A 22,221-nucleotide genomic window follows, 5' to 3' on the forward strand; every position below is an offset into this window, starting at 1 on the left:
TGTGAGATCATGGTTGGAAAGCCTCCGTCCTCCTCCAAGCCGGGTGGACGCCGCGCCACCGTTCGCGTGAAGACCGCGACCAAGCGCTCCACCTCCTCGGCCCGCTGGCTGGAGCGGCACCTGAACGACCCCTACGTGCACGAGGCGACGAAGCGCGGATACCGCTCGCGCGCCGCCTTCAAGCTGTTGCAGCTGGATGAGAAGTTCCACCTGCTCGGCCCGGGCAAGCGCGTGGTCGACCTGGGCGCCGCCCCCGGCGGCTGGACCCAGGTGGCGGTGGACAAGGTGCAGACGGCGAAGGAAGGCTGGACGGTCGTCGGGCTGGACATCCTGCCCATGGACCCGGTCCCCGGCGCCACCACCATGCAGGCCGACTTCCTGGAGGAAGGCGCGGCCGACCGGCTGAAGGAGGCTCTGGGCGGCCCCGCCGACCTGGTGCTGAGCGACATGGCCGCACCCACCATCGGCCATCAGGCGACCGACCACCTGCGCATTATGGCGCTGGCCGAGGCGGCCTACGACTTCGCGGAGGAGGTGCTGGCCCCCGGCGGGGCCTTCGTGGCGAAGCTGTTCCAGGGCGGTGCGGAGAAGTCGTTGCTGGAGCGGCTGAAGCGCGATTTCACCACCGTCCGCCATGCGAAGCCGCCGGCCAGCCGGGCGGAATCGTCGGAAACCTATGTCGTCGCCACCGGTTTTCGGGGCGCGAACACGAACGACTGACACGGCCGCAGGTTGAGAACCGATCGCGCAGGTCATGGCAGGCCTGCGCGTACGGGCCGTCGTACACGATAATTTGTGGTGTGCGCGCCTTCACAAGCCCACGGTCTTGTGTATAGTGCGGCGAAATTTTTTCCGGCCCCCCTGTTCCTTCCGGGAGATTTCCGATGGCCCGCTCGACCTCGATCCGCGAAGCCCTGACCTTCGACGACGTTCTCCTGGTTCCGGCCGAAAGTTCGGTCCTGCCGAACGAGGTCGACACCCGGACGCGCCTGACCAAGTCCATCGAACTCGGCATTCCGCTGATGTCCTCGGCCATGGACACGGTGACCGAGAGCAGCCTCGCCATCGCCATGGCCCAGGCCGGCGGCATCGGCGTCATCCACCGCAACCTGACCATCGAGCAGCAGGCCGAGGAGGTCCGCAAGGTCAAGCGGTACGAGTCCGGCATGGTGGTCAACCCGATCACCATCACGCCGGGCGCCACGCTGGCCGACGCGCTGCAGTTGATGGCCGACTACCGCATCTCCGGCATTCCGGTGGTGGAGACGCTGGACTCCCGCGGCAGCGGCAAGCTGGTCGGCATCCTGACCAACCGCGACGTGCGCTTCGCCAGCGACCCGAAGCAGCCGGTCAGCGAGCTGATGACCAAGGATCTGGTGACCGTCCGCGAGGGCGTCAGCCAAGCCGAGGCCAAGCGCCTGCTGCACCAGCACCGCATCGAGAAGCTGTTGGTGGTGGACGAGGATTACCGCTGCATCGGCCTCGTCACCGTGAAGGACATCGAGAAGGCCCAGGCCTACCCGAATGCCTGCAAGGACGCCCAGGGCCGCCTGCGCGTCGCCGCCGCCACCGGCACCGGGTCCGACGGGCTGCGCCGGGCGGAGGCTCTGTTCGACGCGGGCGTGGACGTGCTGGTGGTGGACACCGCGCACGGCCATTCGCTGAAGGTGCTGGACCAGGTGCGCGCGGCGCGCAACATGTCCAACTACACCCAGGTCATCGCCGGCAACGTGGCGACCGGCGAGGCGGCCAAGGCGCTGATCGACGCCGGCGCCGACGCGGTGAAGGTCGGCATCGGCCCGGGCTCCATCTGCACCACCCGCATCGTTGCCGGCGTCGGCGTCCCGCAGCTGACCGCCGTCATGGATGTGGTCGAGACCTGCGAGAAGCTGGGCATCCCGGTGATCTCCGACGGCGGCATCAAGTTCTCGGGCGACCTTGCCAAGGCAATCGCCGCCGGCGCCAGCGTCGCCATGCTGGGCAGCCTGTTCGCCGGCACCGACGAGAGCCCCGGTGAGGTCATCCTGTACCAGGGCCGTTCGTACAAGAGCTACCGCGGCATGGGTTCGGTGGGCGCCATGGCGCGCGGCTCCGCGGATCGTTACTTCCAGCAGGAAGTCTCGACCATGAAGCTGGTGCCGGAAGGCGTCGAGGGCCGCGTCCCCTACAAGGGCCCGGTGTCGGCGGTGATCCACCAGCTGGTCGGCGGCCTGCGCGCGGCTATGGGCTACACCGGCAGCAAGTCCATCGCCGAGATGCAGACGCGGGCGGAGTTCGTCCGCATCACCAACGCCGGCCTGCGCGAGAGCCACGTGCACGACATCACCATCACCAACGAGGCGCCGAACTACCGCCAGGGGTGATGGGGCGTTTTTGTTGGGTTGCGCTGCGCTCCACCCAACCTACGGGGTTCGTGCTTCGTAGGTTGGGTGGAGCGATAGCGAAACCCAACGTCTTTATTTGGACGACAGGAAGTAGCTGAACAGCGCCACGCTCGCCGCGACCGTGGCGTTGAGCGATTCCACGGCGCCCGTTGTCGGGATGGACAGGCGTTGGACCGGCAGGTCGTCGGGGATGCCCTGACCTTCCTCGCCCAGTACCAGCCGGACGTCGCGCGGCCAGGCGAAGTCGGCCATGTCCGCGCCGCCGGCGTCCAGTGCGACCATGGGGCCGGCGGCTCCTTTCAGGTCATCCCAGCGGCCGCCGCGCAGCAGGGTTAGCTCGAACTGGGCGTTGGAGGCGGCGCGCAGGCATTTGGGGTGGAAGGGGTGGGCCACCCCCTCCAGCAGGATCACGCGGCGTGCGTTGAAGGCGGCGGCGCTGCGCAGCAGGGCGCCGAGGTTGTTCGGGTCGCCAAGCGCGCAGACCAGCTCCAGCCCCTGCGGCGGTTGCGACAGGTCGAGCAGCGGCATGTCCGGGACCCCGCCGACCAGCAAGGGAAAGCCGGTGCCGGACGCGTCCAGAATGCGGAACAGCGCGGGCGCCAACTGCACGGTGTCGATGTGAGCGGGAAAGCGCCATCCGTCGATCTGGGCCGGGTCGGCGAACAGAACGGTTGAAAAGCGCTCGGGCCAGCGGGCCAGCGCCTCCGGCACGGTCTTCAGTCCGGCCAGCAGGAACTTGCCCTGCTTCTTCAGGCCGCGGCTTTCCAGCAGCGATTCCCACAGCTTGAACTGCGGGTTCTGCGGGCTTTCGATCAGGCGCGGCGGGCGGGTCATGATGGCGGCGTTTTCCTGGCGGTGCTTTCCGGAAGGCGCGCGGCCCCCTGCTGTTCCTTGGCCGCCGCCCGCGGACCTTAGTGCGGGGGCGGGGCGGTTGGAAAGGCTTCAGCGCAGGCGGCGGCCGAGGAACAGCAGGGGGCCGCGCTGGGTCGCCTCGGTGAAGCCGGCGCGCTGGTAGAAGGCGACGTTGCGGGCGAAGACTCCGGTGACGAGGTGGACGCCGGGCAGCCCATCGGTCCGGCAGTCCTCGGCAAAGGTGTCCACCAGCGCCCGGCCGACGCCGCGGTCGCGGTGGCCCGGCCGGACGTTGACGTGCAGGTGCGCCGGAAAGGCGGCGAAGCGGTCGGCGAAGACCTCGTATTTCGGGATGATGCGGGCGAGGTCGGTGGCCCCGGCGCTGTCCTTGCAGCCGGTCAGGTAGCCGAGGATCGCGCCGTCCCCGTCCTCATCCCTGTCCACCGCGAACCAGACGTCGTCCGGTGCCTGCTCTACGTACCAGCCGGTCCAGGTGCGGAAGAAGGACGCGCGCTCGTCGGGCGAGGCGAAGCTGGTGCGGAGCGTGGAGAGGAAGAAGATCTCCTCCAGCGCGGCCAGGGCGGCCAGCCGGTCGGGCATCCGGGGCAGGCGGACCAACTCCACGGGCGTGTCCTCAGCGGCGCTGGGCCATCAGGAAGGAGGCGTTGCGCGGGGCGAGCATGGTGTAGCGCCCGCGGGCCTTCATGACGCCGGCGCCTTCCTCGGCCTCCGTCCCGTGGCCCCAGAACAGGTCGCCGCGCACCGGGCCCTTGATGGCGCCGCCGGTGTCCTGGGCGACGACGAGGCGCTTGATCTCGCCGTTGGGCGCCGGGGCGTCGCGCAGTTCCAGCCACAGCGGCACGCCGAGCGGGATGTGGCTGGCGTCGACCGCGAGGCTGCGCCCGCCGGTCAGCTCCATGTTCCGCGCGCCGCGTGCGCCGATGTTGGGGCGCAGCTGGAAGAACACGTAGGAGGCGTTCAGGTTCATCACCCGCTTGGCCTCGGCCGGATGCTCGTTCAGCCAGCGGCGGATCAGCGGCATGGTCACCTGCTCCGCCGTGCAGAAGCCGATGTCGATCAGGTGCTTGCCGATGGGGAAATAGCCGTGGCCGTTCTGCCCGGCGTAGCCCAGCGCCACCACCGACCCGTCGGTCATCCGCACGCGGCCGGAGCCCTGGATTTCCAGGAAGAAGGCGTCGATGGGGTCGTCCACCCACAGGATCTCCAGCCCCTTGCCCTTCAGGGCGCCGTCCACGATCTTCGCGCGGGACGGGACGCCGCGCTTGCTGCGCTTGGGCGTGCGGTAGATGGGGACGTTGTAGCGGTCGGTGCGGGTCCAGCTGCCGCGCAGTTCCACCTCGTAATAGCCGGTGAACAGGCCCTCCTGCCCGGCGGACAGGGACACGGGCGTGAAGTTGTCCTCGAAGAAACGGCGCGCCGTCTCCGGGCCGCTGTCGGGCAGGGCGCGCAGCGCCGCGCAGATCGGCCGCCAGTCGGCTGTGGTCCCGGCCGCGGGGTTGGGGCCGAGCGGCCGGTCGGAGGGCTGCGCCTCCACCCAGCGGCAGGTGCGCTGTAGCGCGGGCAGGGCCTGGGCGTGGTCGTCGTCGGACCAGCCGGGCAGGGCGCGGAAGTCGGTGGAGACTGTCTCCAGCCCCGGGCGCGGCGGCGCCGTGTTGGTCGCAACCGGCCCGGTGGCCGGCGGCGTGGTGCCGGCGCAGGCGGCCAGGAGCCCGAACGCAAGAAGGGTGGAGACGCGCGTCGGCACGCGCGCCATGACACTGCCGACCGCAGCCGCCATCGCGGACCCCGTACAGAGTTTTCTGAATTCGCCAAAGAGGAGGGAAGGCAGGACTTGCCGCGACCAAGACGGCAGCACCCGGCGCCTCTACCCCTTTTTTGCCTCTTTACGGGATTTTGGTCAACAGGTCTTCACGGGGTGAAGCAAAGGCCGGCCGTCTTGTCACAGGCCGCGGGCCGGCGAACCGACTCGGAAGGCAGGGGCGCGTCGGTGGGGGATGACAAGAGGTGGTCATCCGGGTTATCGACCCATACATGAGCGGGCGTCGTCCCATGCCCGCCCCGTTCCCCGAGGACCATCGCCATGACCCCCGCCGCCCGCCTTCAGGCGGTCATCGACCTGCTGACCGAGATCGACGAAACCCCGCGCCCCGCCGACGCGGTGATGAGCGCCTATTTCCGCGCCCGCCGCTACATCGGCTCCAAGGACCGCACCGCGGTGGCGCAGACGGCCTACGCGATCCTGCGCCGGCACGCGCGCCTGACCTGGTGGCTGGAGCGGCTGGGCCACCCGCCGACCCCGCGCGCCCGCGCGCTCGCCAACGAGATCCTGGCGGAGGGCAAGGCGGCCACGTCGGTGAAGGCGCTGTTCGGCTCCTCCAAGTTCGCGCCGGACGCGCTGGCGCCGGAGGAGGCGAAGCTCGCCAACGAGCTGGACACCCACACGCTGGAGCATCCGCAGATGCCGGAGAGCGTGCGCGTGGAGTGCCCGCCCTGGGCGGAAGCGCCGATGCGGGAGGCGCTGGGCGACCGTTTCGCCGTGGAGATGAAGACGCTGCTCGACCCGGCGCCGCTCGACCTGCGCATCAACCCGGTGAAGGCCAACCGCGAGAGCGCCACCAAGGCGCTGGCCCGCGCCCGCATCACCGCGGAGCCGACGCGCTGGTCGCCGCTGGGCCTGCGCGTGCAGGGCCGCCCGCCGCTGGGCACCGTGGACGCCTTCAAGGAAGGGCTGGTCGAGATCCAGGACGAGGGCTCGCAGCTCGTGGCGCTGGCGGTGGCGCCGAAGCCCGGGCAGCAGGTGGTGGACTTCTGCGCCGGGGCCGGCGGCAAGACGCTGGCCATCGCCGCGCTGATGAAGAACAAGGGCCGCGTCGTCGCCTGCGACGTGCTGGCTGGCCGCCTCAAGCGCGCCGCCGAGCGGTTCCGCCGCGCCGGCCTGCACAACATCGAGGCGCACCCGCTGACCAGCGAGCGCGACCCCTGGGTGAAGCGCCACAAGCGCAAGTTCGACCGCGTGCTGGTGGACGCGCCGTGCAGCGGCACCGGCACCTGGCGCCGCAACCCCGACAGCCGCTGGCGCCAGCTCGGCCCGGGGCTCGACCAGTTGCTCCCGCTCCAGGCGAACATCCTGGACAGCGCGTCGCGTCTGGTGAAGCCGGGCGGGCGGCTGGTCTACGCCACCTGCTCCATGCTGCCGGAGGAGAACGAGAAGCAGGTCGCCGCCTTCCTGGAGACCCACCCCGATTTCACCGTGATGCCGGTCGCCGAGGTCTGGGCGGAGGAGGAGGCGGGCACCCCGCCGGCCGAGGGTCCCTACCTGCGCCTGACCCCGGCCCGCCACGACACCGACGGCTTCTTCGCCGCCGTGATGGTGCGCAAGGCGGAGGAGGCTCCGGCGGAAACGCCGGACGCGGAGGAGGCAGAGGCCGCTCCAACGGAGCCGTGACGCGGTCCGGCGATCCGGATACTGTGGAGCAACCGCCGGAAGCGGCGCCCGCAGCAGGGGAGGTCGGTCCATGTCCATCGAACAGCAGGTCGCCGAGCATTACGGGCGCAGCGACCTGGCGTCGGACATCCTCGGCGCGCTGGAGCGCGCGGGGAAGGACATTGACCGCCTGCGCCCGGAGGATCTCGCCGCCATCGACGAGTTCCACATCCGCGGGCGCGAGGCCACCGACGAGCTGGGGCAGGCGCTGGGCCTGGAGGCTGGCTTGGCGGTGCTGGACGTCGGAAGCGGGCTCGGTGGCCCCTCCCGCCGTCTTGCGGACGTCCACGGCTGCCGAATCGTTGGGATCGACCTGACCGACGAGTATTGCCGCACGGCGACCGTCCTGGCGGAGCGGGTCGGGCTGGGCGGCATGGTCGAGTACCGGCAGGGCTCCGCGCTGGACATGCCCTTCCCGGCGGCCAGCTTCGACCGGGTCTACACGCAGCATGTGGCGATGAACATCGCCGACAAGCCGCGCCTCTACGCCGAGATCGCGCGGGTGCTGAAGCCGGGCGGCCTGTTCGGCCTGTACGACCTGCTCCAGGGTCCGGGCGGGACGGTGCACTTTCCCGTTCCCTGGGCGCGCGATCCGGCCACCAGCTTCCTCGCCACACCGGACGAGCTTCGCGGGCTGCTGGCCGACAGCGGGTTGGAGGTCGTCGGCTGGCGCGACACCAGTGCGGAAGGCCGCGCCTGGTTCCAGTTGCTGCGCGAACGGCTGGCGAGCGAAGGGCCGCCGCCGATCGGCTTCCACCTCCTGCTCGGGCCCGACTTCCGCGACATGGCGCGCAACCAGGTCCGGAACCTGGAGGAGCAGCGCATTCTGCCGACCGAGGTGATCTGCCGCAGGGCGTGACCGGTTGGGGCTCCGTCCCTAACGCCTATCGCGGACGGCCAACTGGACGGTTCCGCTCCGCGCTCCCACCTCTCAAGAAAGGGCAATGGTGCGGAGAGTGGTCCATGGGCGAGGGGATGGTGATTCGGGATGCGCGTCCGTCGGACGCCGTGGGGATTGCCAAGGTCCATGTCGCCAGCTGGCGGGAAACTTACCCCGGGCTGGTGCCGGACACCTACCTCGTGAACCTGTCGGAAGCGGCGGCGGCCATGCGCTGGCACAACGCCGTGCAGGCCCATGCGAAGGGGCAGGGCGCCCTGGTCGTGGTGGACGGCATGGACAAGATCGTCGGGTTCGCCACCTACGGCGGGCGCCGGGTGCCGGTGGAAGGGTATGAGGGGGAATTCTACGCCCTCTATCTGCTGGAGGAGGCGAAGAGCCAGGGAATCGGCCGGCGGCTGATGGCCGTGATGGCGGAGCGGCTGCTGGAATCCGGCCAGCGCAACGCCGTGGTCTGGTGCCTGCGCGACAATCCGTCCCGCTGGTTCTACGAAAGGCTGGGCGGCACGCGCGTCGCGGAGCGGCCAATCCAGTTCGCCGGGGCCGATCTGGTGGAAATCGCCTATGGTTGGCAGGATTTGACGCCTCTTGCACGCTTGTCCGCGGGGCCTGAAATGCGGTAGTCAGGGGCTTGATCCCCCGCATCAGGTTGTTTCCATGTCCGCCGAGCGCGTTCTCATCCTCGATTTCGGGTCTCAGGTGACCCAGCTCATCGCCCGCCGCGTCCGCGAGTCCGGCGTGTACTGCGAGATCCATCCCTTCAGCATGAGCGAGGATCGGATCCGCGACTACGCGCCCAAGGCCATCATCCTGTCGGGCAGCCCGGCCTCGGTCACCGAGGAGAACGGGCCGCGCGCGCCGGAGGCGGTCTTCACCATGGGCGTCCCGGTGCTGGGCATCTGCTACGGCCAGCAGACCATGTGCCACCAGCTGGGCGGCGCGGTCTCCGGCTCCGACCACCGGGAGTTCGGGCGCGCCTTCATCGAGGTGAAGCAGACCTGCGCTCTGTTCGACGGGCTGTGGGACGTGGGCTCGCGCGAGCAGGTGTGGATGAGCCACGGCGACCGCGTCACCGCCCTGCCGGACGGCTTCCAGGCCGTGGCGGTCAGCGACGGCGCGCCCTTCGCCGCCATCGCCGACGACGCCCGCCAGTTCTACGGCGTGCAGTTCCACCCGGAGGTCGTGCACACCCCGCACGGCGCGCAGCTGCTGGCGAACTTCGTGCACCGCGTGGCCGGCCTGAAGGGCGACTGGACCATGGCCGCCTTTAAACAGCAGGCCATCGAGAAGATCCGCGCCCAGGTTGGCAAGGGCAAGGTGATCTGCGGCTTGTCCGGCGGCGTCGATTCGTCGGTCGCGGCCGTGCTGATCCACGAGGCCATCGGCGACCAGCTGACCTGCATCTTCGTGGACACCGGCCTGATGCGCGCCGGCGAGGCGGACGAGGTCGTGACCCTGTTCCGCGATCACTACAACATCCCGCTGGTCCACCGGAACGCGTCGGAGCTGTTCCTGGGCAAGCTGGCCGGCGTCACCGACCCGGAGCAGAAGCGCAAGATCATCGGCGGCCTGTTCATCGACGTGTTCGACGAGGAGAGCGCCAAGGTCGGCGGGGCGGAGTTCCTGGCCCAGGGCACGCTGTACCCCGACGTGATCGAAAGCGTGTCCTTCACCGGCGGCCCGTCGGTCACCATCAAGTCGCACCACAACGTCGGCGGCCTGCCGGAGCGCATGAAGCTGAAGCTGGTGGAGCCGCTGCGCGAGCTGTTCAAGGACGAGGTCCGCGCGCTCGGCCGCGAGCTTGGCCTGCCGCCGGCCTTCATCGGCCGCCACCCGTTCCCCGGCCCGGGGCTGGCCATCCGCGTCCCCGGCGAGATCACGCCGGAGAAGCTGGACATCCTGCGCAAGGCCGACACGGTCTATCTGGAAGAGATCCGCAACGCCGGCCTCTACGACGCGATCTGGCAGGCTTTCGCGGTGCTGCTGCCGGTCCGCACCGTGGGCGTGATGGGCGACGGCCGTACCTACGACCATGTGCTGGCGCTGCGCGCGGTGACCTCCACCGACGGCATGACCGCCGATTGGTACCCGTTCCCGCACGACTTCCTGGCGCGCGTGTCGAACCGCATCGTCAACGAGGTGCGCGGCGTCAACCGCGTCGTCTACGACATCACGTCGAAGCCGCCCGGCACGATTGAATGGGAATAAGGCGAGTGGGGATGAGCCGACTGCTTCCCGGCTGATGCGGGACGCGCGCGGCGCCGGAACGTCCTTGTACCGCCCGAACGAAAAGCCCCTCTTCCGACCGCGGGAGAGGGGCTGTTTGTTTCTGCTTTGAAGCGGAGCAGCCGACGGCTTTTCCCATCCCGATTCGGCGCCCCCGACCGGGCGCTCGCCCCCGTCGGGCGCCGCTTTCCTGCGTTTGGAAGGGCCTGCGGGGGCGAGGCGGTGGTCCTTCGGCTGTGATAAACCCGACACCAGCCTGTTTCTTTCGAGTAACACGGGTCATCCCCTCTCTTTGGGAATCCTGCTCCGGCCCGAAAGTGGTTATGCTGGTATGCCATTGGGAAGGAGACCAGCGCCATGGAGGCGCATGAATGGCCGCACATCGTCCGCGCCTTGCGTGAACTGCACGGGGTCACCCCGGCGCAGTTCGGCATCATGATGGCGACGACGGAGGAGGTGATCGGGCGCTGGGAAGCCGGAATGAACATTCCGAGCCCGCGCGAGCAGGCCCTTCTGCGCGATATGCTCACCGGCCATTACCGGCAACACCCGACCTTCGTCGGGATCCAGGCGATGGTGCGGAGCATGGGGGAGAAGTGCACGCTCTACACGCCGGGCATGATCGTCCACACCATCTCCCCGTCCTTGCAAGGCTGGCTGCGGCAGCACCGGCTCGATCTGGTCGGGACGTCGATCCTGCGCCGGCTGGACGGCCTCTCCCTTGAGATGATGGAGCGCCACGCGCTGGCCATGCTGAACGGCAAGAGCGATGTGCTGTCGCTGTCCTACAAGGATCGGGCGGTCGCCTGCCGGCGCACGGTGCTGCAACGGCGGATGAGCGTCGTGCCGATGGACGGCTTCCGGGTGATCGTGCTGATCGACCAGCCGATCTGCACCGACGACGGGGTGGGCATGCCGGACCTGGACCTGCAGGTCATCACCGCCGACGACGTGCACGATTAGGCGGCCGGCGCCACCAGGCGTGAGGCGGGCAGCAGGATGGTGACGGTCGTGCCCTGGCCGGGCGTGCTGTCGAGGACCACCGCGCCGCCGTGAAGCTCGGCGAAGCGGCGCACGATGGGCAGGCCGAGCCCGATGCCCTCGTGCTTGCGCACCAGCGAGCGTTCGGCCTGGGTGAAGGGGCTGAAGATGCGGCCGGCGATGTCCGGCGGAATGCCCGGGCCGTCGTCGGACACGATAATGGCGACCGCGTCGGCGCGCCGCTCGATCCGGGCGGCGACCCGTCCGCCGGGGTGGCTGAACTTCACCGCGTTGTCGAGCACGCCCATCAGCATCTCGCGCAGGCGGCGGTCGTCCGCGCGCAGGGTGACGGGCGCTCCGGACTCCGCGAGCCGCGAATCGACCGACAGGGCGAGGTTCTTCGCCTGCGCCTTGGGGAGGAGCACGGCGAGGCAGCTGTCCAGCAGGCGGGGCAGGTCGACGTCCGATTCCGACAGCTCGATGCCGCCGGTCGAGGCGCGCGTGTAGTCCAGGATCTTGTTGACCATGGTGAGCAGGGTCTTGCCGCTCTCCTCGATCAAGGTGACGTATTCCTGGCTGTCGCGCTCGCCGAGCCGGTCCTGCCCGTCCTTGGCGAGCACCTCCGCAAAGCCGATGATGGAGTTCAGCGGCGTGCGCAGCTCGTGGCTCATCACCGACAGGAAGTCGAGCTTCGCGCGGTCGGCCTGGCGGGCGGCGTCGAGCGCCGCGCTCAGCTCCGCCGTGCGTTCGGTCACCCGCCGCTCCAGCTCCCGGTTCTCCTCGGCGGCGCGGCGGTAGAGCATGCGGATGTCCAGCATGTTGCGGACGCGGTGCAGCAGCTCCCACGCGATGAAGGGCTTGGTCAGGAAGTCGTTGGCGCCCAGCTCCAGCGACTTGCGCCGGGTCTCCTGGTCGGTGTGGGCGGTCAGGACCAGAACCGGGACGTAATCGTCGGCGTGGATGGCCCGCACCCGCTCCATCAGCTCGAACCCGCTCATGTGCGGCATGCGGATGTCGATCAGCAGCAGGTCGAAGCGTTCGGCCTCGCAGAGGGCGGGAACCACGCGGGGGTCGGTCTCCCCCCGGACGCCGGTGTAGCCGTCATGCCTCAGGATCTCGCGCAGCAGCTCGACGTTCGAGTGGTTGTCGTCGACGATCAGGATGGCGGCATCCTTGATTTCCCGCGCGAGGCTCTGGTCGATGCTGCGTGTCATGAAGGCGCTGTCGTTGTCCCGCGGGTATCCGGTGCCGTTCCATCGTCCCTGGCCGGTTCCAAGCCAGCCGTCCGGCGCCGGGTATGGCCGGGCGCGAATAGCCTGGATCCGAAAAGGTTAATCCTTAGGAAAGGATTACCTTAAGGTCACCATAAATGCTCCGCATTGCAACCAGTTTGTCATCTGGCGCGAAAAAATTCCGCCGTTACAACGATCGGTGGTGGAGGCCGATGGTGGTCAGGCGCGCTTTTCCCAGCCGCCGCGGTCGTTCTGCTGCCAATAGGTCAGGCCGTGGCCGGCGGCCTTGCAGGCCTTCCAGCGGTCGCGCGCGGCCAGGACGGCCTCCTCGTCGTTGCCGTCGAACAGGTCGCAGACGAGGTCGTAGGTGCCCAGCCGGTCGCTGGTCACGCCGTCGACCAGCACCAGCACGGTGGCGCCGTTGGGGTTCTCGTCCTCCGCGGTCAGCCAGACCGGCTGCCGTTCGGCGAAACCGTCGCGGGCGCTGCCGTGCGGCAGGAAGGAAGCCGGGTCGTAGGTCCACAGATGCTGGTTGAGCGCGTCCACCCGCTCGGGCGAGCCGGCGAGCACGACGGCCCGCCAGCTGCGCTCGATCACCTTCTCCAGGATCTTCGGCAACGCCTGTTCGAGCGTGCGCCGCTGGAGGTGGTAAAAGCGGATTTCGGTCATGAAGCTGCGGTCAGCCTTCGTGGTGGTTAGTTTTCATGGTGGTCTGCCACGAAGCGGTCGAGCAGGCGCACGCCGAAGCCCGTGCCGCCCTTCGGCACCGTGGCGCTGTCCTTCTTCGACCAGGCGACGCCGGCGATGTCGATGTGCGCCCAGGGCACGTCGTTGACGAAGCGCTTCAGGAACTGCGCGCCGATGATGCTGCCCGCACCACGGCCCGACCCGACGTTCTTCATGTCGGCGATGTCGGAGTTGATGTCCTTGTCGTAGGCGTCGCCCATGGGCAGGCGCCACAGCGGCTCGCCCACCGCCGTGCCGGCGGCCAGCAGCCCGTCGGCCAGCGCGTCGTCGGTGGCGAACAGGCCGGCGTGCTCGTGGCCCAGCGCGATGATGACGGCGCCGGTCAGGGTGGCGAGGTCGACCATCAGGCGCGGCTTGAAGCTCTCCTGCGCGTACCACAGGACGTCGGCCAGGACGAGGCGCCCCTCGGCGTCGGTGTTGATGACCTCGATGGTCTGGCCGGACATGGAGGTGACGACGTCGCCCGGCCGCTGCGCGGTGCCGGACGGCATGTTCTCCACCAGGCCCACGATGCCGACCGCGTTCACCTTGGCCTTGCGGGCGGCCAGCGCGCGCATGGTGCCGATGACCACCGCGGCGCCGCCCATGTCCCACTTCATGTCCTCCATGCCGGCCGCCGGCTTGATGGAGATGCCGCCGGTGTCGAAGGTGACGCCCTTGCCAATGAAGGCGACGGGGCGGCGATCCTCCGCGTCGGGGGCGCCGTTCCAGCGCATGACGACGACGCGCGGCTCATACGCGCTGCCCTGGGCGACGCCGATCAGCGCGCCCATGCCCAGCTTCTTCAGCTTCTTGAGGTCGAGCACCTCGACCTCGACGCCGACCTCGGCCAGATCCTTGCAGCGCTCCGCCAGGCTTTCGGGGTGCAGGACGTTGGCGGGCTCCGACACCAGGTCGCGGGTGAAGGCGACGGAGTCGGCCAGCCCTTCCAGCCGGCCGTAGGCGCGCTTGGCGCCGTCGGCGTCGGCGGTCAGCACGGTCACCTTCTTCAGGGACGGCTTGGCGTCCTTCTTCTCGGTCGTGCGGTACTTGTCGAACTTGTAGGAGCGCAGGCGGCCGCCGAAGGCCAGCTCCGCCGCCGCGTCGGCCGGGGCGAGGCCGGCGCCGGCCGGCAGGTCGAGCAGCACGGACACCTCGCTCTCGCCCGACTTGTCGAGCGCCGCCACCAGGGCGCCGCCGGCGGACTGGAGCGCGGTGTCGCCGACCTCCTCCGCCTTGCCCACGCCGACCAGCAGGATGCGGTCCAGCTCCACGCCGGCGGGGGCGAGGATGGCGAGCGTCTCCTCCTTCTTGCCGGTGAACCGGCTTGCCTTCATGGCGCGGGTCAACGCTCCGCCGGTCTTCTGGTCCAGATCCTGGCCGGCGGCGCCGAGCGTCCGCTCGTTGGCGACGGTGACGGCGACGGTGCCGGATTTGGGGAGCGCCGGCTTGGCAAAGGCGAACTTCATCGAGTCCTCTCGGCTGGAACGCCCGGCGCGAAAGCGCCGGGAAGGGTGGGATCGATCAGCAACCTCCTTGCGATAAAGACCTTCCCACGCGCCCTGTCAAGGCGCGGGCCAGTTGTTTCCTGCGCCGGTCCGCAGTACATAGCCCCGGCGGCGCCGCGGTCATTGCACCGGCCGGGGCGCCATTCGCCCGTTCATCGGCCGGGGAGGCCGGCGCCATGTACTCATCCGCCACGCTGTCGCGCTACATCGGGCGCCAGTTCGTCACCTGGTTCGTCCTGCTGCTGCTGATCCTGCTGTCGATCATCATGCTGCTGGACATTGTGGAGCTGCTGCGCCGCGCTGGCAGCAAGCCGGACATCACGATGGGCCTGATCGTGGAGATGGCCTTGATGAAGCTGCCGGAGATCGGGCAGCAGATCTTCCCCTTCGTGATCCTGTTCAGCGGCATGTTCACCTTCTGGCGGCTGACGCGCAGCGCGGAGCTGGTGGTGGCGCGCGCGGTCGGCGTGTCGGCCTGGCAGTTCCTGATGCCCGTTCTGCTCGCCGCCGCCCTGATCGGCGCGGTCAAGGTGACGCTGATCAACCCGGTCGGCGCGGTCTTCATCGCCAAGTACAACCAGATGCAGGACCGCTACCTGAAGCTGCGCGCCAGCAGCTTCGACGTGTCGCGCAGCGGCTTGTGGCTGCGCCAGCAGGGCGAGCGGGAGCAGTATTTCATCCACGCGGACCTGATCAACCCGCAGACCTTCGAGATGTCGCAGGTGATCGTCCTGCGCTTCGACCGCGACATGAAGTACCTTGGCCGCGTGGACGCGCCGACCGCCCTGCTGCAGGCCCGCCAGCTGGAGCTGAAGAGCGCCACCATCAACGAGGGCAAGAAGGAATCGGAAACCGTCCCGTCCTACACCGTCCCGACGGAACTGGACCGCGCGACGATCGAGGAGAGCTTCGCCTCGCCCGAGACCATCTCCTTCTGGCAGCTGCCGCGCTTCATCCAGACGCTGGAGGCGACGGGCTTCCCGGCGACGCGGCACCGGCTGCACTATCAGTCGCTTTTGTCGCAGCCGCTGCTTTATGTCGCGATGGTGCTGTTCGCCGCCGCCTTCTCCCTGCGGCTGCCGCGCCGGGGCGGCACGATGGTCATGGTCACCGGCGGCGTGCTGACGGGATTCGTGCTGTTCGTGGCGAGCGACGTCATCCGCACCTTCGGCATTTCGGAAACGATCCCGCTGGCCATGGCGGCCTGGAGCCCGGCGGCGGTCAGCCTGCTGCTGGGCATCGCGGCGCTTCTGCATCTGGAGGACGGCTGAGCGAGGACGGGAGGCGGAAAAGTCGGGGCGGCGGGGCGCGCGCCCCGTCTTTGGCCACAATTCCGTTCCACTCTCGCGTCCACGATTCCGTTTACACGCGCGTGGTCGGGCCGTATTAAACGGCAACCACCTCTGGAGCTGGAGCACCATGTCGAGTTTGCGAGCCGTCCGGTCAGCCTTCGCCGCGGCGACCGCTTGTGCCCTTCTTGCCGCGGTCCCCGCGTCGTCCGCGCTTGCGCAGGCGGCGAAGGCCCCGGCCGGAAAGGCCCCCAACGCTCCCGCCGCCAGCGCGCCGGCTCCGGCCGAACGGATCGCCGCGGTGGTCAACGACGAGGTCATTTCCCTGTCGGACGTCTACGCCCGCATCCGCCTGGCGCTGCTGAACGCCGGGGTGCAGGACACGGCGGAGACGCGCCAGCGCCTGACCCCGCAGATCCTGCGCCAGCTGGTGGACGAACGCCTCCAGATCCAGGAGGCCAAGCGCCTCGGCGTGACGGTGCCGCCGGCGGAGATCGAGGACGCGATCAAGCGCATCGCCGACCAGAACCGCATGGGACGCCCGCAGCTGGACGCGCTGCTGAAGAGCCAGGGCGTGCCGGTGTCGACGCTGAAGGAGCAGGTGCGCGCCCTGCTGGCCTGGCAGAAGGTGATGCAGCGCCGCAGCCGCCAGGAGATCGTGGTCGGCGACGAGGAAGTCGACGCCGTGATGCAGCGCATCAAGGCCAACATCGGCAAGCCGGAATATCTGGTCGCCGAAATCTTCCTGGCCGTCGACACCCCGGACCAGGAGGACGAGGTGCACCGCACCGCCGACCGCCTGGTCGAGGAGGTGCGGCGCGGCGGCAACTTCGCGGCGCTGGCCCGCCAGTTCTCGCAGTCGGCCGGCGCCGCCGCGGGCGGCGACATGGGCTGGGTCCGCTCCGGCGAGCTGAACCCCGAGCTGGACAAGGTGCTGACCACCATGCGGCCGGGCCAGATGTCGGCCCCCGTGCGCACGGCGACCGGCTATCACGTGCTGCTGGTGCGCGACCAGCGCGCCTTCGGCAGCAGCGCCACCGCCACCGGCGGCGCCAGCGCGGCGGCCGCCCCGCCTCCCCCGCCGCGGCCGCGCGCCCAGCCGAAGCCCGACCTTGCCAAGACCAAGGTCAACATGAAGCAGATCGTCCTGCCGGCCCAGGGTCAGGGCAAGGAGCAGCTGGCCGCCGTCAAGGCCCAGGCGGAGAAGATCCGCAAGTCGATCAAGAGCTGCGCCGACTTCGAGGAGAAGGCCAAGGCCACCGGCGTGCCGGAATCGGGCGACATGGGCACGCTCCGCGCCAAGGACCTGCCGCCCGGCCTGCAGCAGCTGGTCGTCGCCATCCCGGTCGGGCAGCCCAGCCCCGTGCTGATGAGCCCGGGCGGCGCCGTCATCCTGATCGTCTGCAAGCGCGACATGCCGATGATCGCGCCGCCGCCCGAGCCGGAGCCGCAGCAGGTCGCCGCCCCGGCCCCGCCGCCGCCGGTCGATCCGAAGGACATCAAGATGCCGCCGCGCGAGGAGATCGAGCGCGACCTGATCAACGAGCGCGCCGACCTGCTGTCCCGCCGCTACCTGCGTGACCTGCGCCGCTCCGCCTTCGTGGAGTTCCGCGTCTGATGGCGGGCGCCGCGGTCCGGCCGCCGCTCGCCGTCACCATGGGCGAGCCGGCCGGGATCGGCGGGGAGATCGTCTTGAAGGCCTGGGCGGCGCGGGACGCTGCCGATGGACAGGGTGACGTGCCGCCCTTCGTCCTGCTGGACGATCCGGACCGCCTGACGCGGCTGGCCGCGCGCATCGGGCTGGACGTCCCCGTTCGCGCCGTGTCCTCCGCGGCCGAGGCCGGCGGCGTGTTCGCCCACGCGTTGCCGGTGCTGCCCCAGGCGCTCGCCGCGCCGGTCGAGCCCGGCCGGCCCGATCCGGCCAACGGGGCGGCGGTGATCGCCAGCATCGACCGGGCGGTCGCCCTGGTGCGCAGCGGCGAGGCCGCCGCGGTCGTCACCAACCCGATCCAGAAGTCGGCGCTCTACGCCGCCGGCTTTCGCCACCCGGGCCACACCGAATATCTGGCGCACCTCGCCGGGATGACGGACGAGCCGGTGATGATGCTGGCCGCGCGCGACCTGCGCGTGGTGCCGGTGACCATCCACGTGTCGCTGCGCGACGCGGTGAACCAGCTGACCACCGCGGCCATCCTGCACGCCGGCCGCGTTACCGCGGCGGGTCTGGCCCGCGACTTCGGCATCGAGCGGCCGCGCCTGGCCGTGGCGGCGCTGAATCCCCACGCCGGCGAGGACGGCAGCATGGGGCGGGAGGAGATCGAGATCATCGCGCCGGCCGTCGCGGCCCTGCGCGCGGAGGGCATCGACGCCATAGGCCCGCGCCCGTCCGACACGCTGTTCCACGCGGCGGCGCGCGGCGGGTTCGACGCCGCGCTGTGTATGTACCACGACCAGGCGCTGATCCCGCTGAAGACCATCGACTTCGACACCGGTGTCAACATCACGCTGGGGCTGCCCTTCGTCCGCACCTCCCCCGACCACGGCACCGCGCTGGACATCGCCGGCACGGGCAAGGCCGGCGCCTCCAGCCTGATCGCCGCCATGCAGACGGCCGACCGCATGGCGCGGACGCGGGCGGGGGGGTAGGAAGGGATCGTAGGTTCGTAGGTTGGGTGGAGCGTCAGCGGAACCCAACACACTACGCACCGCGACGATGTTGGGTTCCGCTGGCGCTCCACCCAACCTACGGTGCTGCTACGGCCACGGGTACGGAAGCGCGCACGCGGAAGGCGGGGAGGGTGACGGTGGCGGTGGTGCCCTCGCCGGGCTCGCTTTCCAGGGTGAAGCGGCCGCCGTGCAGCTCCACCAGGGACTTCACCAGCGGCAGGCCGAGGCCGGTTCCGGGGTAACGCCGCGTGTGGACGTTCTCCACCTGCTGGAACGGCTCCAGCACGCGCTGGAGATCCGCGGCCGGTATGCCGATGCCGGTGTCCGCGACCTGGAGCCGCAGCGCGCCCTCCGCCGTCAGGGAGGCGGTCAGGGACGTCCGCCCGCCCGCCGGGGTGAACTTCACGGCGTTCGACAGCAGGTTCAGCAGAACCTGGGTCATCGCCCGTTCGTCGGCCCACAGGCGGGGAAGGGACGACGGAACCTGAACAGCCAGGGCGATGCCCTTCTCCCCGGCCAGCGGCTCGATCTGCCGCAGGCCGTGCAGGGCGAGGTCGCGGACCGACAGGCTTTCCTCGTGCAGGCTGTACTTGCCGCACTCGATCTTGGTCGTGTCGAGGATGTCGTTGATCAGGCTGAGCAGATGCAGGCCGGAGCGCCGGATGTCGCCGACATAGTCCGCCTGGCGCGTCGCCATCGGCCCGAAGATCCCGGTCAGCAGAGCCTCCGAAAAGCCGATGATGGCGTTCAGGGGGGTCCGCAGCTCGTGGCTCATGTTGGCGAGGAACTGCGTCTTCGCCTGGTTCGCGTCGTCGGAGGCCTGCTTCGCGGCGATCAGTTCCGCCTCCACGCGGTGGCGGGCGGCGATGTCGGCGATCAGGCGGGTCTGGCTCGCGCGCAGGGCGCGTTCGTTGGATTGCAGGTCGGCCAGCATGCGCTCCCGCTGGCCGATCCCGCGCAGCAGCAGCAGGATCAGCAGGGCGAGCATGCCGTTGCCGGCGGCCAGCACCAGTGCCGCGTTGAACGCCCGCTTCCGCCAGGGGGCCAGCACCGCCTCGCGCGTGACGGACACGTCGACGACGATGGGGAAGTCCGACGAGCGGCGGTAGCTGAGGATGCGCGGCTGGTCCTCGCCCGGCGCCCGGTATTCCCGGGTGCCTTCCGCGGCCGACTTCAGGTAGGTGGTGAACAGCGGGTTGTTCAGCGCGGAACGGCCGATGTTCGCGTCGTGGTCCGGGTGGCGCGCCAGGATCTGGCCGTCGGTGTGGAACAGCGTGACGATGGAGTCGTGCCCGAGGCGCAGCGTCTCGTAGAAGCGCCGGAAGGCGATCGGCTCGACGATGGCGACGATCACCCCGGCGAACCGCCCGTCGGGCGTCTCGAAACGCCGGCTCATGCTGACGAACCATGTGCCGGACGTGCGTCCGCGCACCGGCAGGCCGACATAGGCCCTTGCGGCCCCGGAGGCCCCCACCGTCCGGTGTTCCTTGTGGACGATGACGTAGTCGCGGTCGGACAGGTTCAGGCTGGCCGGCTGCGGCGCGTCGGAATCGTGGAGAAGCTGGCCGTCGGCCCCGATGAAGAGGATGGCCCGGGTCAGCGGGGACAGCGCCGCCTGGCGGCGCAGCAGCGCGTGGATGTCGGGATCGGCGCGCTGGAAGGTGTCGTCGCGGACGGACAGGACCTCCGCCAGGCCCGCCAGGATCTTGTCCACCCCGGCGAAGCTGTCGGTGGCGTGACGTTCAAGGACGACGGACAGGCTTTGCGTTTCGTCGTGCGCCGATTGAAGGGTGTCCTGATGGTCGCGCAGCAGGTCGTATCCGATCATGGCGTTGAAGCCAAGGATCAGAAGAATGCCGAACGCGCCCATTCCCCATTTCAGACGCGACCGCAACCCGACAGCCCTCCGGCGGAAGTACGCTCGGGGGGTGATGGTACTGCGAGACCCTTCGCCCGGAAAGGGTTTCCTTGCTTTTTAGGTAATCGGAGGCGATCGCGGCCTTACAGGCGGACCACCTACAAACGGACCACCTACAAACGGACCGACGAGGAGGCGTAGCGGTGCGCCGAACTGTCGTCCATGGACTTCAGGGCGACCGAGGCGCCGAACGCGATCAGGGCGGCGGCGGCGAATCCAAGCACCATGGCCTTCATGGGTGACGCTCCCCGTGAGGTGTGAGTGGCCGGGCGCGCGCGGGCACCCGTTTCCCAGGACCATAGGCGGGCGTGGGCTTGGCTTCAACCCCGGCAACGCTGCCGGTCAAGGCGGGGTCGTGACCTCGCGCAGGTAGGCGACGAGATCGGCGCGGTCGGACGCGCTGGGGATCGTCTGGAGCGGCATCTTGCTGCCCGGCGTGACGGTGTCGGGCCCGGCCTCGAACAGGCGGGATACCGTGTTCTCGTCCCAGACGATTCCGCTGTTCTTCAGCGCCTCGGAATAGCGGTAGCCGGGCACTGAGCCGGCCGGACGGCCGAACAGGGCCCACAGGGTCGGCCCGGCGCGGTTGCCGCCGTCCGGTGTCAGGGTGTGGCACAGGGAGCAGGCGCGGAACAGGGCCTTCCCGTGTTCCGGGTCCGGAGGAGGGGCGGACGGAGGGTCGGCCAGCGCGGGCCCGGCAACCAGCAGGCCGGCGGCGACCAGACGGGCCATGGCACGCCGGCCCGTCATCGGCGTGTTCCGGTCGGATCGTCGGGCGCCTCCGCGCCCGGGTCGGTGACCGTGAGGGCGATCACCGCCGTGTTGATCAGCACCTTGCCGGCATGCTCGAAATTCACCGTGACGCGGTCGCCGATCGCCGACTGCACCTGCCCCAGGCCCCAGTCCGGCTGTCCGGGATGGCGAACCCAGGCGCCGGGAACCAGCGAATCGTCCATGGCGTCTCTCCCCTTCGCCGTGTTGAGGTGTTACAAACGGGTGCTGCGGATCCCGATGCTACAGAATGCGGGGGGCTTCGCGGAAGTTCCCGTCCACCCCACGAGCCATCACACCAGTTTGGAGACCGTCCGTGCCGTTGGACATCCGCGTCATCGAGCTTCTCGCCTCGCGCATCTGCCACGATCTCGTCAGCCCGGTCGGGGCCATCCGCAACGGGTTGGAACTGATCGAGGAGATGGAGGACGACGAGCCGGCCGGCGGTGGCTTCGCGGGCGAGGCGATCAAGCTGATCGAGCATTCGTCGGGGCAGGCTGACCGCCGCCTGCGCGTCTTCCGCCTCGCCTATGGGCTCGCCGGGCGGGAGCAGAAGGGCTTCGGCGACACGCGCGCCTCCGCGCAGGGGCTGCTGGAGGGCGGGCGCACGCGGCTGGACTGGCCGGCGGGGGTGCCGAACGACCAGCTCGCCTTCAAGCGGGGGGCGGCGAAGGCCCTGCTGAACGTCATCATCCTGGCCGACGAGGCGCTGACCCACGGCGGCACCATCGCCGTCGCCGCCACGGGCGACGAGCAGTCCGGCCGCTTCACAATCACCGCGACCGGCCGCCCGGGCGCCCTGAAGCCGGAGGCGGAAGCGGCGCTGAACGGCAGCGTCGCGCCGGCGGACCTGACCCCGCGCACCATCCACGCCTACATGACAGGCCGCTTCGCTGAGGACGACGGGTACCGCGTCGCCGCCACGCCGTCCGGGCCGGAGACTCTGGTCTTCACCGTGGAATGGTGAGCGGGGCGCTCATCAAAGGCGCTTGAAGAGGCGCGCCTCGGCGACGATGCGCTCCACCCCTTCGGCGGTCTGGTGCGCCGTGGTGCGCAGTTCCACGGCGATGCTGCGCCGGGCCGCGGCGGCCATCGCCTCGTTCAGCGCGGCCACCGCCGCGCGCACCGCCTGCGCCGCCTCCTCGTCGGTCATGCCTGCGCTCTCCCGCGTCTCCATGCCGGGCGACGTCCGCCCGGCTGTGACTATGGAAACGCAGGCGGGCTTTCGCAACCGGACCGCCGGGGTGGTATCGAAAGAGGTAAG

Annotated in this window: 22 protein-coding genes; 11 read left to right on the forward strand and 11 right to left on the reverse strand. The window is 69.8% G+C overall.

The annotated features are described in order from the left end of the window. Positions 1–9: 9 nt before the first annotated feature. Positions 10–720: an RlmE family RNA methyltransferase gene (locus J2851_RS00345; RefSeq protein ID WP_209762185.1), complete on the forward strand. Its 711-nt coding sequence runs from the start codon at positions 10–12 to the stop codon at positions 718–720. Between the two features lie 164 nt (positions 721–884). Further along, positions 885–2,363: an IMP dehydrogenase gene (guaB, locus tag J2851_RS00350; protein ID WP_209762187.1), complete on the forward strand. Its 1,479-nt coding sequence runs from the start codon at positions 885–887 to the stop codon at positions 2,361–2,363. A gap of 93 nt (positions 2,364–2,456) precedes the next feature. On the opposite strand, the gene J2851_RS00355 is transcribed toward guaB, so the two are convergent. The 3 genes from J2851_RS00355 to mltA form a co-directional block, all read right to left on the reverse strand. Further along, a complete protein-coding gene (locus J2851_RS00355; RefSeq protein ID WP_209762190.1) occupies positions 2,457–3,218 on the reverse strand; it encodes a TrmH family RNA methyltransferase in 762 nt (253 codons plus the stop codon). A 108-nt stretch (positions 3,219–3,326) separates the two neighbouring features. Then, entirely contained in the window at positions 3,327–3,860 is a 534-nt protein-coding gene (locus J2851_RS00360; protein WP_307420019.1) for a GNAT family N-acetyltransferase, read from the reverse strand. A 10-nt stretch (positions 3,861–3,870) separates the two neighbouring features. Further along, the gene (gene mltA / locus J2851_RS00365) at positions 3,871–5,034 is read right to left on the reverse strand and encodes a murein transglycosylase A (protein ID WP_209762193.1); all 1,164 of its coding nucleotides are present in this window, start codon (positions 5,032–5,034) and stop codon (positions 3,871–3,873) included. Positions 5,035–5,337: 303 nt separating this feature from the next. Between mltA and J2851_RS00370 the strand changes: the two genes are divergently transcribed. The 5 genes from J2851_RS00370 to J2851_RS00390 all read left to right on the forward strand — a co-directional run bounded on the left by J2851_RS00370 (position 5,338) and on the right by J2851_RS00390 (position 10,828). After that, positions 5,338–6,702, forward strand: a complete 1,365-nt coding sequence (locus tag J2851_RS00370; protein ID WP_209762196.1) for an RsmB/NOP family class I SAM-dependent RNA methyltransferase — start codon at positions 5,338–5,340, stop codon at positions 6,700–6,702. 70 nt (positions 6,703–6,772) lie between these two features. After that, entirely contained in the window at positions 6,773–7,600 is an 828-nt protein-coding gene (locus J2851_RS00375) for a class I SAM-dependent methyltransferase (protein ID WP_209762199.1), read from the forward strand. A 104-nt stretch (positions 7,601–7,704) separates the two neighbouring features. Next, positions 7,705–8,262 (forward strand): GNAT family N-acetyltransferase, encoded by a 558-nt coding sequence (locus J2851_RS00380; protein ID WP_209762202.1) that lies wholly within the window; start codon positions 7,705–7,707, stop codon positions 8,260–8,262. A gap of 34 nt (positions 8,263–8,296) precedes the next feature. Further along, the gene (gene guaA, locus J2851_RS00385; RefSeq protein WP_209762205.1) at positions 8,297–9,847 is read left to right on the forward strand and encodes a glutamine-hydrolyzing GMP synthase; all 1,551 of its coding nucleotides are present in this window, start codon (positions 8,297–8,299) and stop codon (positions 9,845–9,847) included. Between the two features lie 375 nt (positions 9,848–10,222). After that, on the forward strand, positions 10,223–10,828 hold the full coding sequence (locus J2851_RS00390) for a helix-turn-helix domain-containing protein (protein WP_209762208.1): 606 nt from the start codon (positions 10,223–10,225) through the stop codon (positions 10,826–10,828). Here J2851_RS00390 and J2851_RS00395 read toward each other — a convergent pair. The 3 genes from J2851_RS00395 to J2851_RS00405 form a co-directional block, all read right to left on the reverse strand. Then, positions 10,825–12,060: an ATP-binding response regulator gene (locus J2851_RS00395; protein WP_209762211.1), complete on the reverse strand. Its 1,236-nt coding sequence runs from the start codon at positions 12,058–12,060 to the stop codon at positions 10,825–10,827. The genes J2851_RS00390 and J2851_RS00395 overlap by 4 nt on opposite strands. A gap of 237 nt (positions 12,061–12,297) precedes the next feature. Then, positions 12,298–12,747 carry a DNA polymerase III subunit chi gene (locus J2851_RS00400; RefSeq protein ID WP_209762214.1) on the reverse strand — a complete coding sequence of 150 codons (450 nt, stop codon included), beginning with the start codon at positions 12,745–12,747 and terminating at the stop codon, positions 12,298–12,300. Positions 12,748–12,773: 26 nt separating this feature from the next. After that, positions 12,774–14,273 (reverse strand): leucyl aminopeptidase, encoded by a 1,500-nt coding sequence (locus J2851_RS00405; protein ID WP_209762216.1) that lies wholly within the window; start codon positions 14,271–14,273, stop codon positions 12,774–12,776. 215 nt (positions 14,274–14,488) lie between these two features. Between J2851_RS00405 and lptG the strand changes: the two genes are divergently transcribed. The 3 genes from lptG to pdxA all read left to right on the forward strand — a co-directional run bounded on the left by lptG (position 14,489) and on the right by pdxA (position 18,247). Further along, a complete protein-coding gene (gene lptG / locus J2851_RS00410) occupies positions 14,489–15,583 on the forward strand; it encodes an LPS export ABC transporter permease LptG (RefSeq protein ID WP_209762219.1) in 1,095 nt (364 codons plus the stop codon). A 148-nt stretch (positions 15,584–15,731) separates the two neighbouring features. Further along, positions 15,732–17,219, forward strand: coding sequence for a peptidylprolyl isomerase (locus tag J2851_RS00415; protein WP_209762222.1), 1,488 nt, complete (start codon positions 15,732–15,734; stop codon positions 17,217–17,219). Beyond that, entirely contained in the window at positions 17,219–18,247 is a 1,029-nt protein-coding gene (gene pdxA / locus J2851_RS00420) for a 4-hydroxythreonine-4-phosphate dehydrogenase PdxA (RefSeq protein ID WP_209762224.1), read from the forward strand. Before J2851_RS00415 ends, pdxA begins: the two co-directional genes overlap by 1 nt. A gap of 97 nt (positions 18,248–18,344) precedes the next feature. On the opposite strand, the gene J2851_RS00425 is transcribed toward pdxA, so the two are convergent. The 4 genes from J2851_RS00425 to J2851_RS00435 form a co-directional block, all read right to left on the reverse strand. Beyond that, the gene (locus tag J2851_RS00425) at positions 18,345–20,138 is read right to left on the reverse strand and encodes a sensor histidine kinase (RefSeq protein WP_209762227.1); all 1,794 of its coding nucleotides are present in this window, start codon (positions 20,136–20,138) and stop codon (positions 18,345–18,347) included. A gap of 161 nt (positions 20,139–20,299) precedes the next feature. Continuing rightward, positions 20,300–20,422: a hypothetical protein gene (locus tag J2851_RS36195; protein ID WP_281415941.1), complete on the reverse strand. Its 123-nt coding sequence runs from the start codon at positions 20,420–20,422 to the stop codon at positions 20,300–20,302. Positions 20,423–20,528: 106 nt separating this feature from the next. Next, positions 20,529–20,936, reverse strand: coding sequence for a c-type cytochrome (locus tag J2851_RS00430; RefSeq protein WP_209762230.1), 408 nt, complete (start codon positions 20,934–20,936; stop codon positions 20,529–20,531). Continuing rightward, the gene (locus tag J2851_RS00435) at positions 20,933–21,142 is read right to left on the reverse strand and encodes a DUF3553 domain-containing protein (RefSeq protein WP_209762235.1); all 210 of its coding nucleotides are present in this window, start codon (positions 21,140–21,142) and stop codon (positions 20,933–20,935) included. The genes J2851_RS00430 and J2851_RS00435 overlap by 4 nt, the downstream gene beginning before the upstream one ends. Before the next feature lie 131 nt (positions 21,143–21,273). On the opposite strand from J2851_RS00435, the gene J2851_RS00440 reads away from it, so the two are divergent. Beyond that, a complete protein-coding gene (locus J2851_RS00440; RefSeq protein ID WP_209762238.1) occupies positions 21,274–21,924 on the forward strand; it encodes a histidine phosphotransferase family protein in 651 nt (216 codons plus the stop codon). A gap of 12 nt (positions 21,925–21,936) precedes the next feature. Here the strand turns inward: J2851_RS00440 and J2851_RS00445 are convergent, their stop codons facing one another. Next, entirely contained in the window at positions 21,937–22,110 is a 174-nt protein-coding gene (locus J2851_RS00445; protein WP_209762242.1) for a hypothetical protein, read from the reverse strand. Positions 22,111–22,221 lie beyond the last annotated feature (111 nt).

Origin of the sequence: Azospirillum rugosum, from assembly GCF_017876155.1 — a bacterium.
In the GTDB taxonomy this organism is placed as follows: domain Bacteria; phylum Pseudomonadota; class Alphaproteobacteria; order Azospirillales; family Azospirillaceae; genus Azospirillum; species Azospirillum rugosum.

Bases quoted from the DNA above. Each gene is read 5' to 3' on its own strand.
- guaA (WP_209762205.1), top strand. From the start codon at position 8,297: ATGTCCGCCGAGCGCGTTCTCATCCTCGATTTCGGGTCTCAGGTGACC.
- J2851_RS00435 (WP_209762235.1), bottom strand. From the start codon at position 21,142: ATGGACGATTCGCTGGTTCCCGGCGCCTGGGTTCGCCATCCCGGACAG.
- J2851_RS00380 (WP_209762202.1), top strand. From the start codon at position 7,705: ATGGGCGAGGGGATGGTGATTCGGGATGCGCGTCCGTCGGACGCCGTG.
- guaB (WP_209762187.1), top strand. From the start codon at position 885: ATGGCCCGCTCGACCTCGATCCGCGAAGCCCTGACCTTCGACGACGTT.
- J2851_RS36195 (WP_281415941.1), bottom strand. From the start codon at position 20,422: ATGAAGGCCATGGTGCTTGGATTCGCCGCCGCCGCCCTGATCGCGTTC.
- J2851_RS00405 (WP_209762216.1), bottom strand. From the start codon at position 14,273: ATGAAGTTCGCCTTTGCCAAGCCGGCGCTCCCCAAATCCGGCACCGTC.
- J2851_RS00430 (WP_209762230.1), bottom strand. From the start codon at position 20,936: ATGACGGGCCGGCGTGCCATGGCCCGTCTGGTCGCCGCCGGCCTGCTG.
- J2851_RS00355 (WP_209762190.1), bottom strand. From the start codon at position 3,218: ATGACCCGCCCGCCGCGCCTGATCGAAAGCCCGCAGAACCCGCAGTTC.
- J2851_RS00390 (WP_209762208.1), top strand. From the start codon at position 10,223: ATGGAGGCGCATGAATGGCCGCACATCGTCCGCGCCTTGCGTGAACTG.
- J2851_RS00345 (WP_209762185.1), top strand. From the start codon at position 10: ATGGTTGGAAAGCCTCCGTCCTCCTCCAAGCCGGGTGGACGCCGCGCC.
- J2851_RS00425 (WP_209762227.1), bottom strand. From the start codon at position 20,138: ATGGGCGCGTTCGGCATTCTTCTGATCCTTGGCTTCAACGCCATGATC.
- lptG (WP_209762219.1), top strand. From the start codon at position 14,489: ATGTACTCATCCGCCACGCTGTCGCGCTACATCGGGCGCCAGTTCGTC.
- J2851_RS00415 (WP_209762222.1), top strand. From the start codon at position 15,732: ATGTCGAGTTTGCGAGCCGTCCGGTCAGCCTTCGCCGCGGCGACCGCT.
- J2851_RS00375 (WP_209762199.1), top strand. From the start codon at position 6,773: ATGTCCATCGAACAGCAGGTCGCCGAGCATTACGGGCGCAGCGACCTG.
- pdxA (WP_209762224.1), top strand. From the start codon at position 17,219: ATGGCGGGCGCCGCGGTCCGGCCGCCGCTCGCCGTCACCATGGGCGAG.
- mltA (WP_209762193.1), bottom strand. From the start codon at position 5,034: ATGGCGGCTGCGGTCGGCAGTGTCATGGCGCGCGTGCCGACGCGCGTC.
- J2851_RS00370 (WP_209762196.1), top strand. From the start codon at position 5,338: ATGACCCCCGCCGCCCGCCTTCAGGCGGTCATCGACCTGCTGACCGAG.
- J2851_RS00400 (WP_209762214.1), bottom strand. From the start codon at position 12,747: ATGACCGAAATCCGCTTTTACCACCTCCAGCGGCGCACGCTCGAACAG.
- J2851_RS00395 (WP_209762211.1), bottom strand. From the start codon at position 12,060: ATGACACGCAGCATCGACCAGAGCCTCGCGCGGGAAATCAAGGATGCC.
- J2851_RS00445 (WP_209762242.1), bottom strand. From the start codon at position 22,110: ATGACCGACGAGGAGGCGGCGCAGGCGGTGCGCGCGGCGGTGGCCGCG.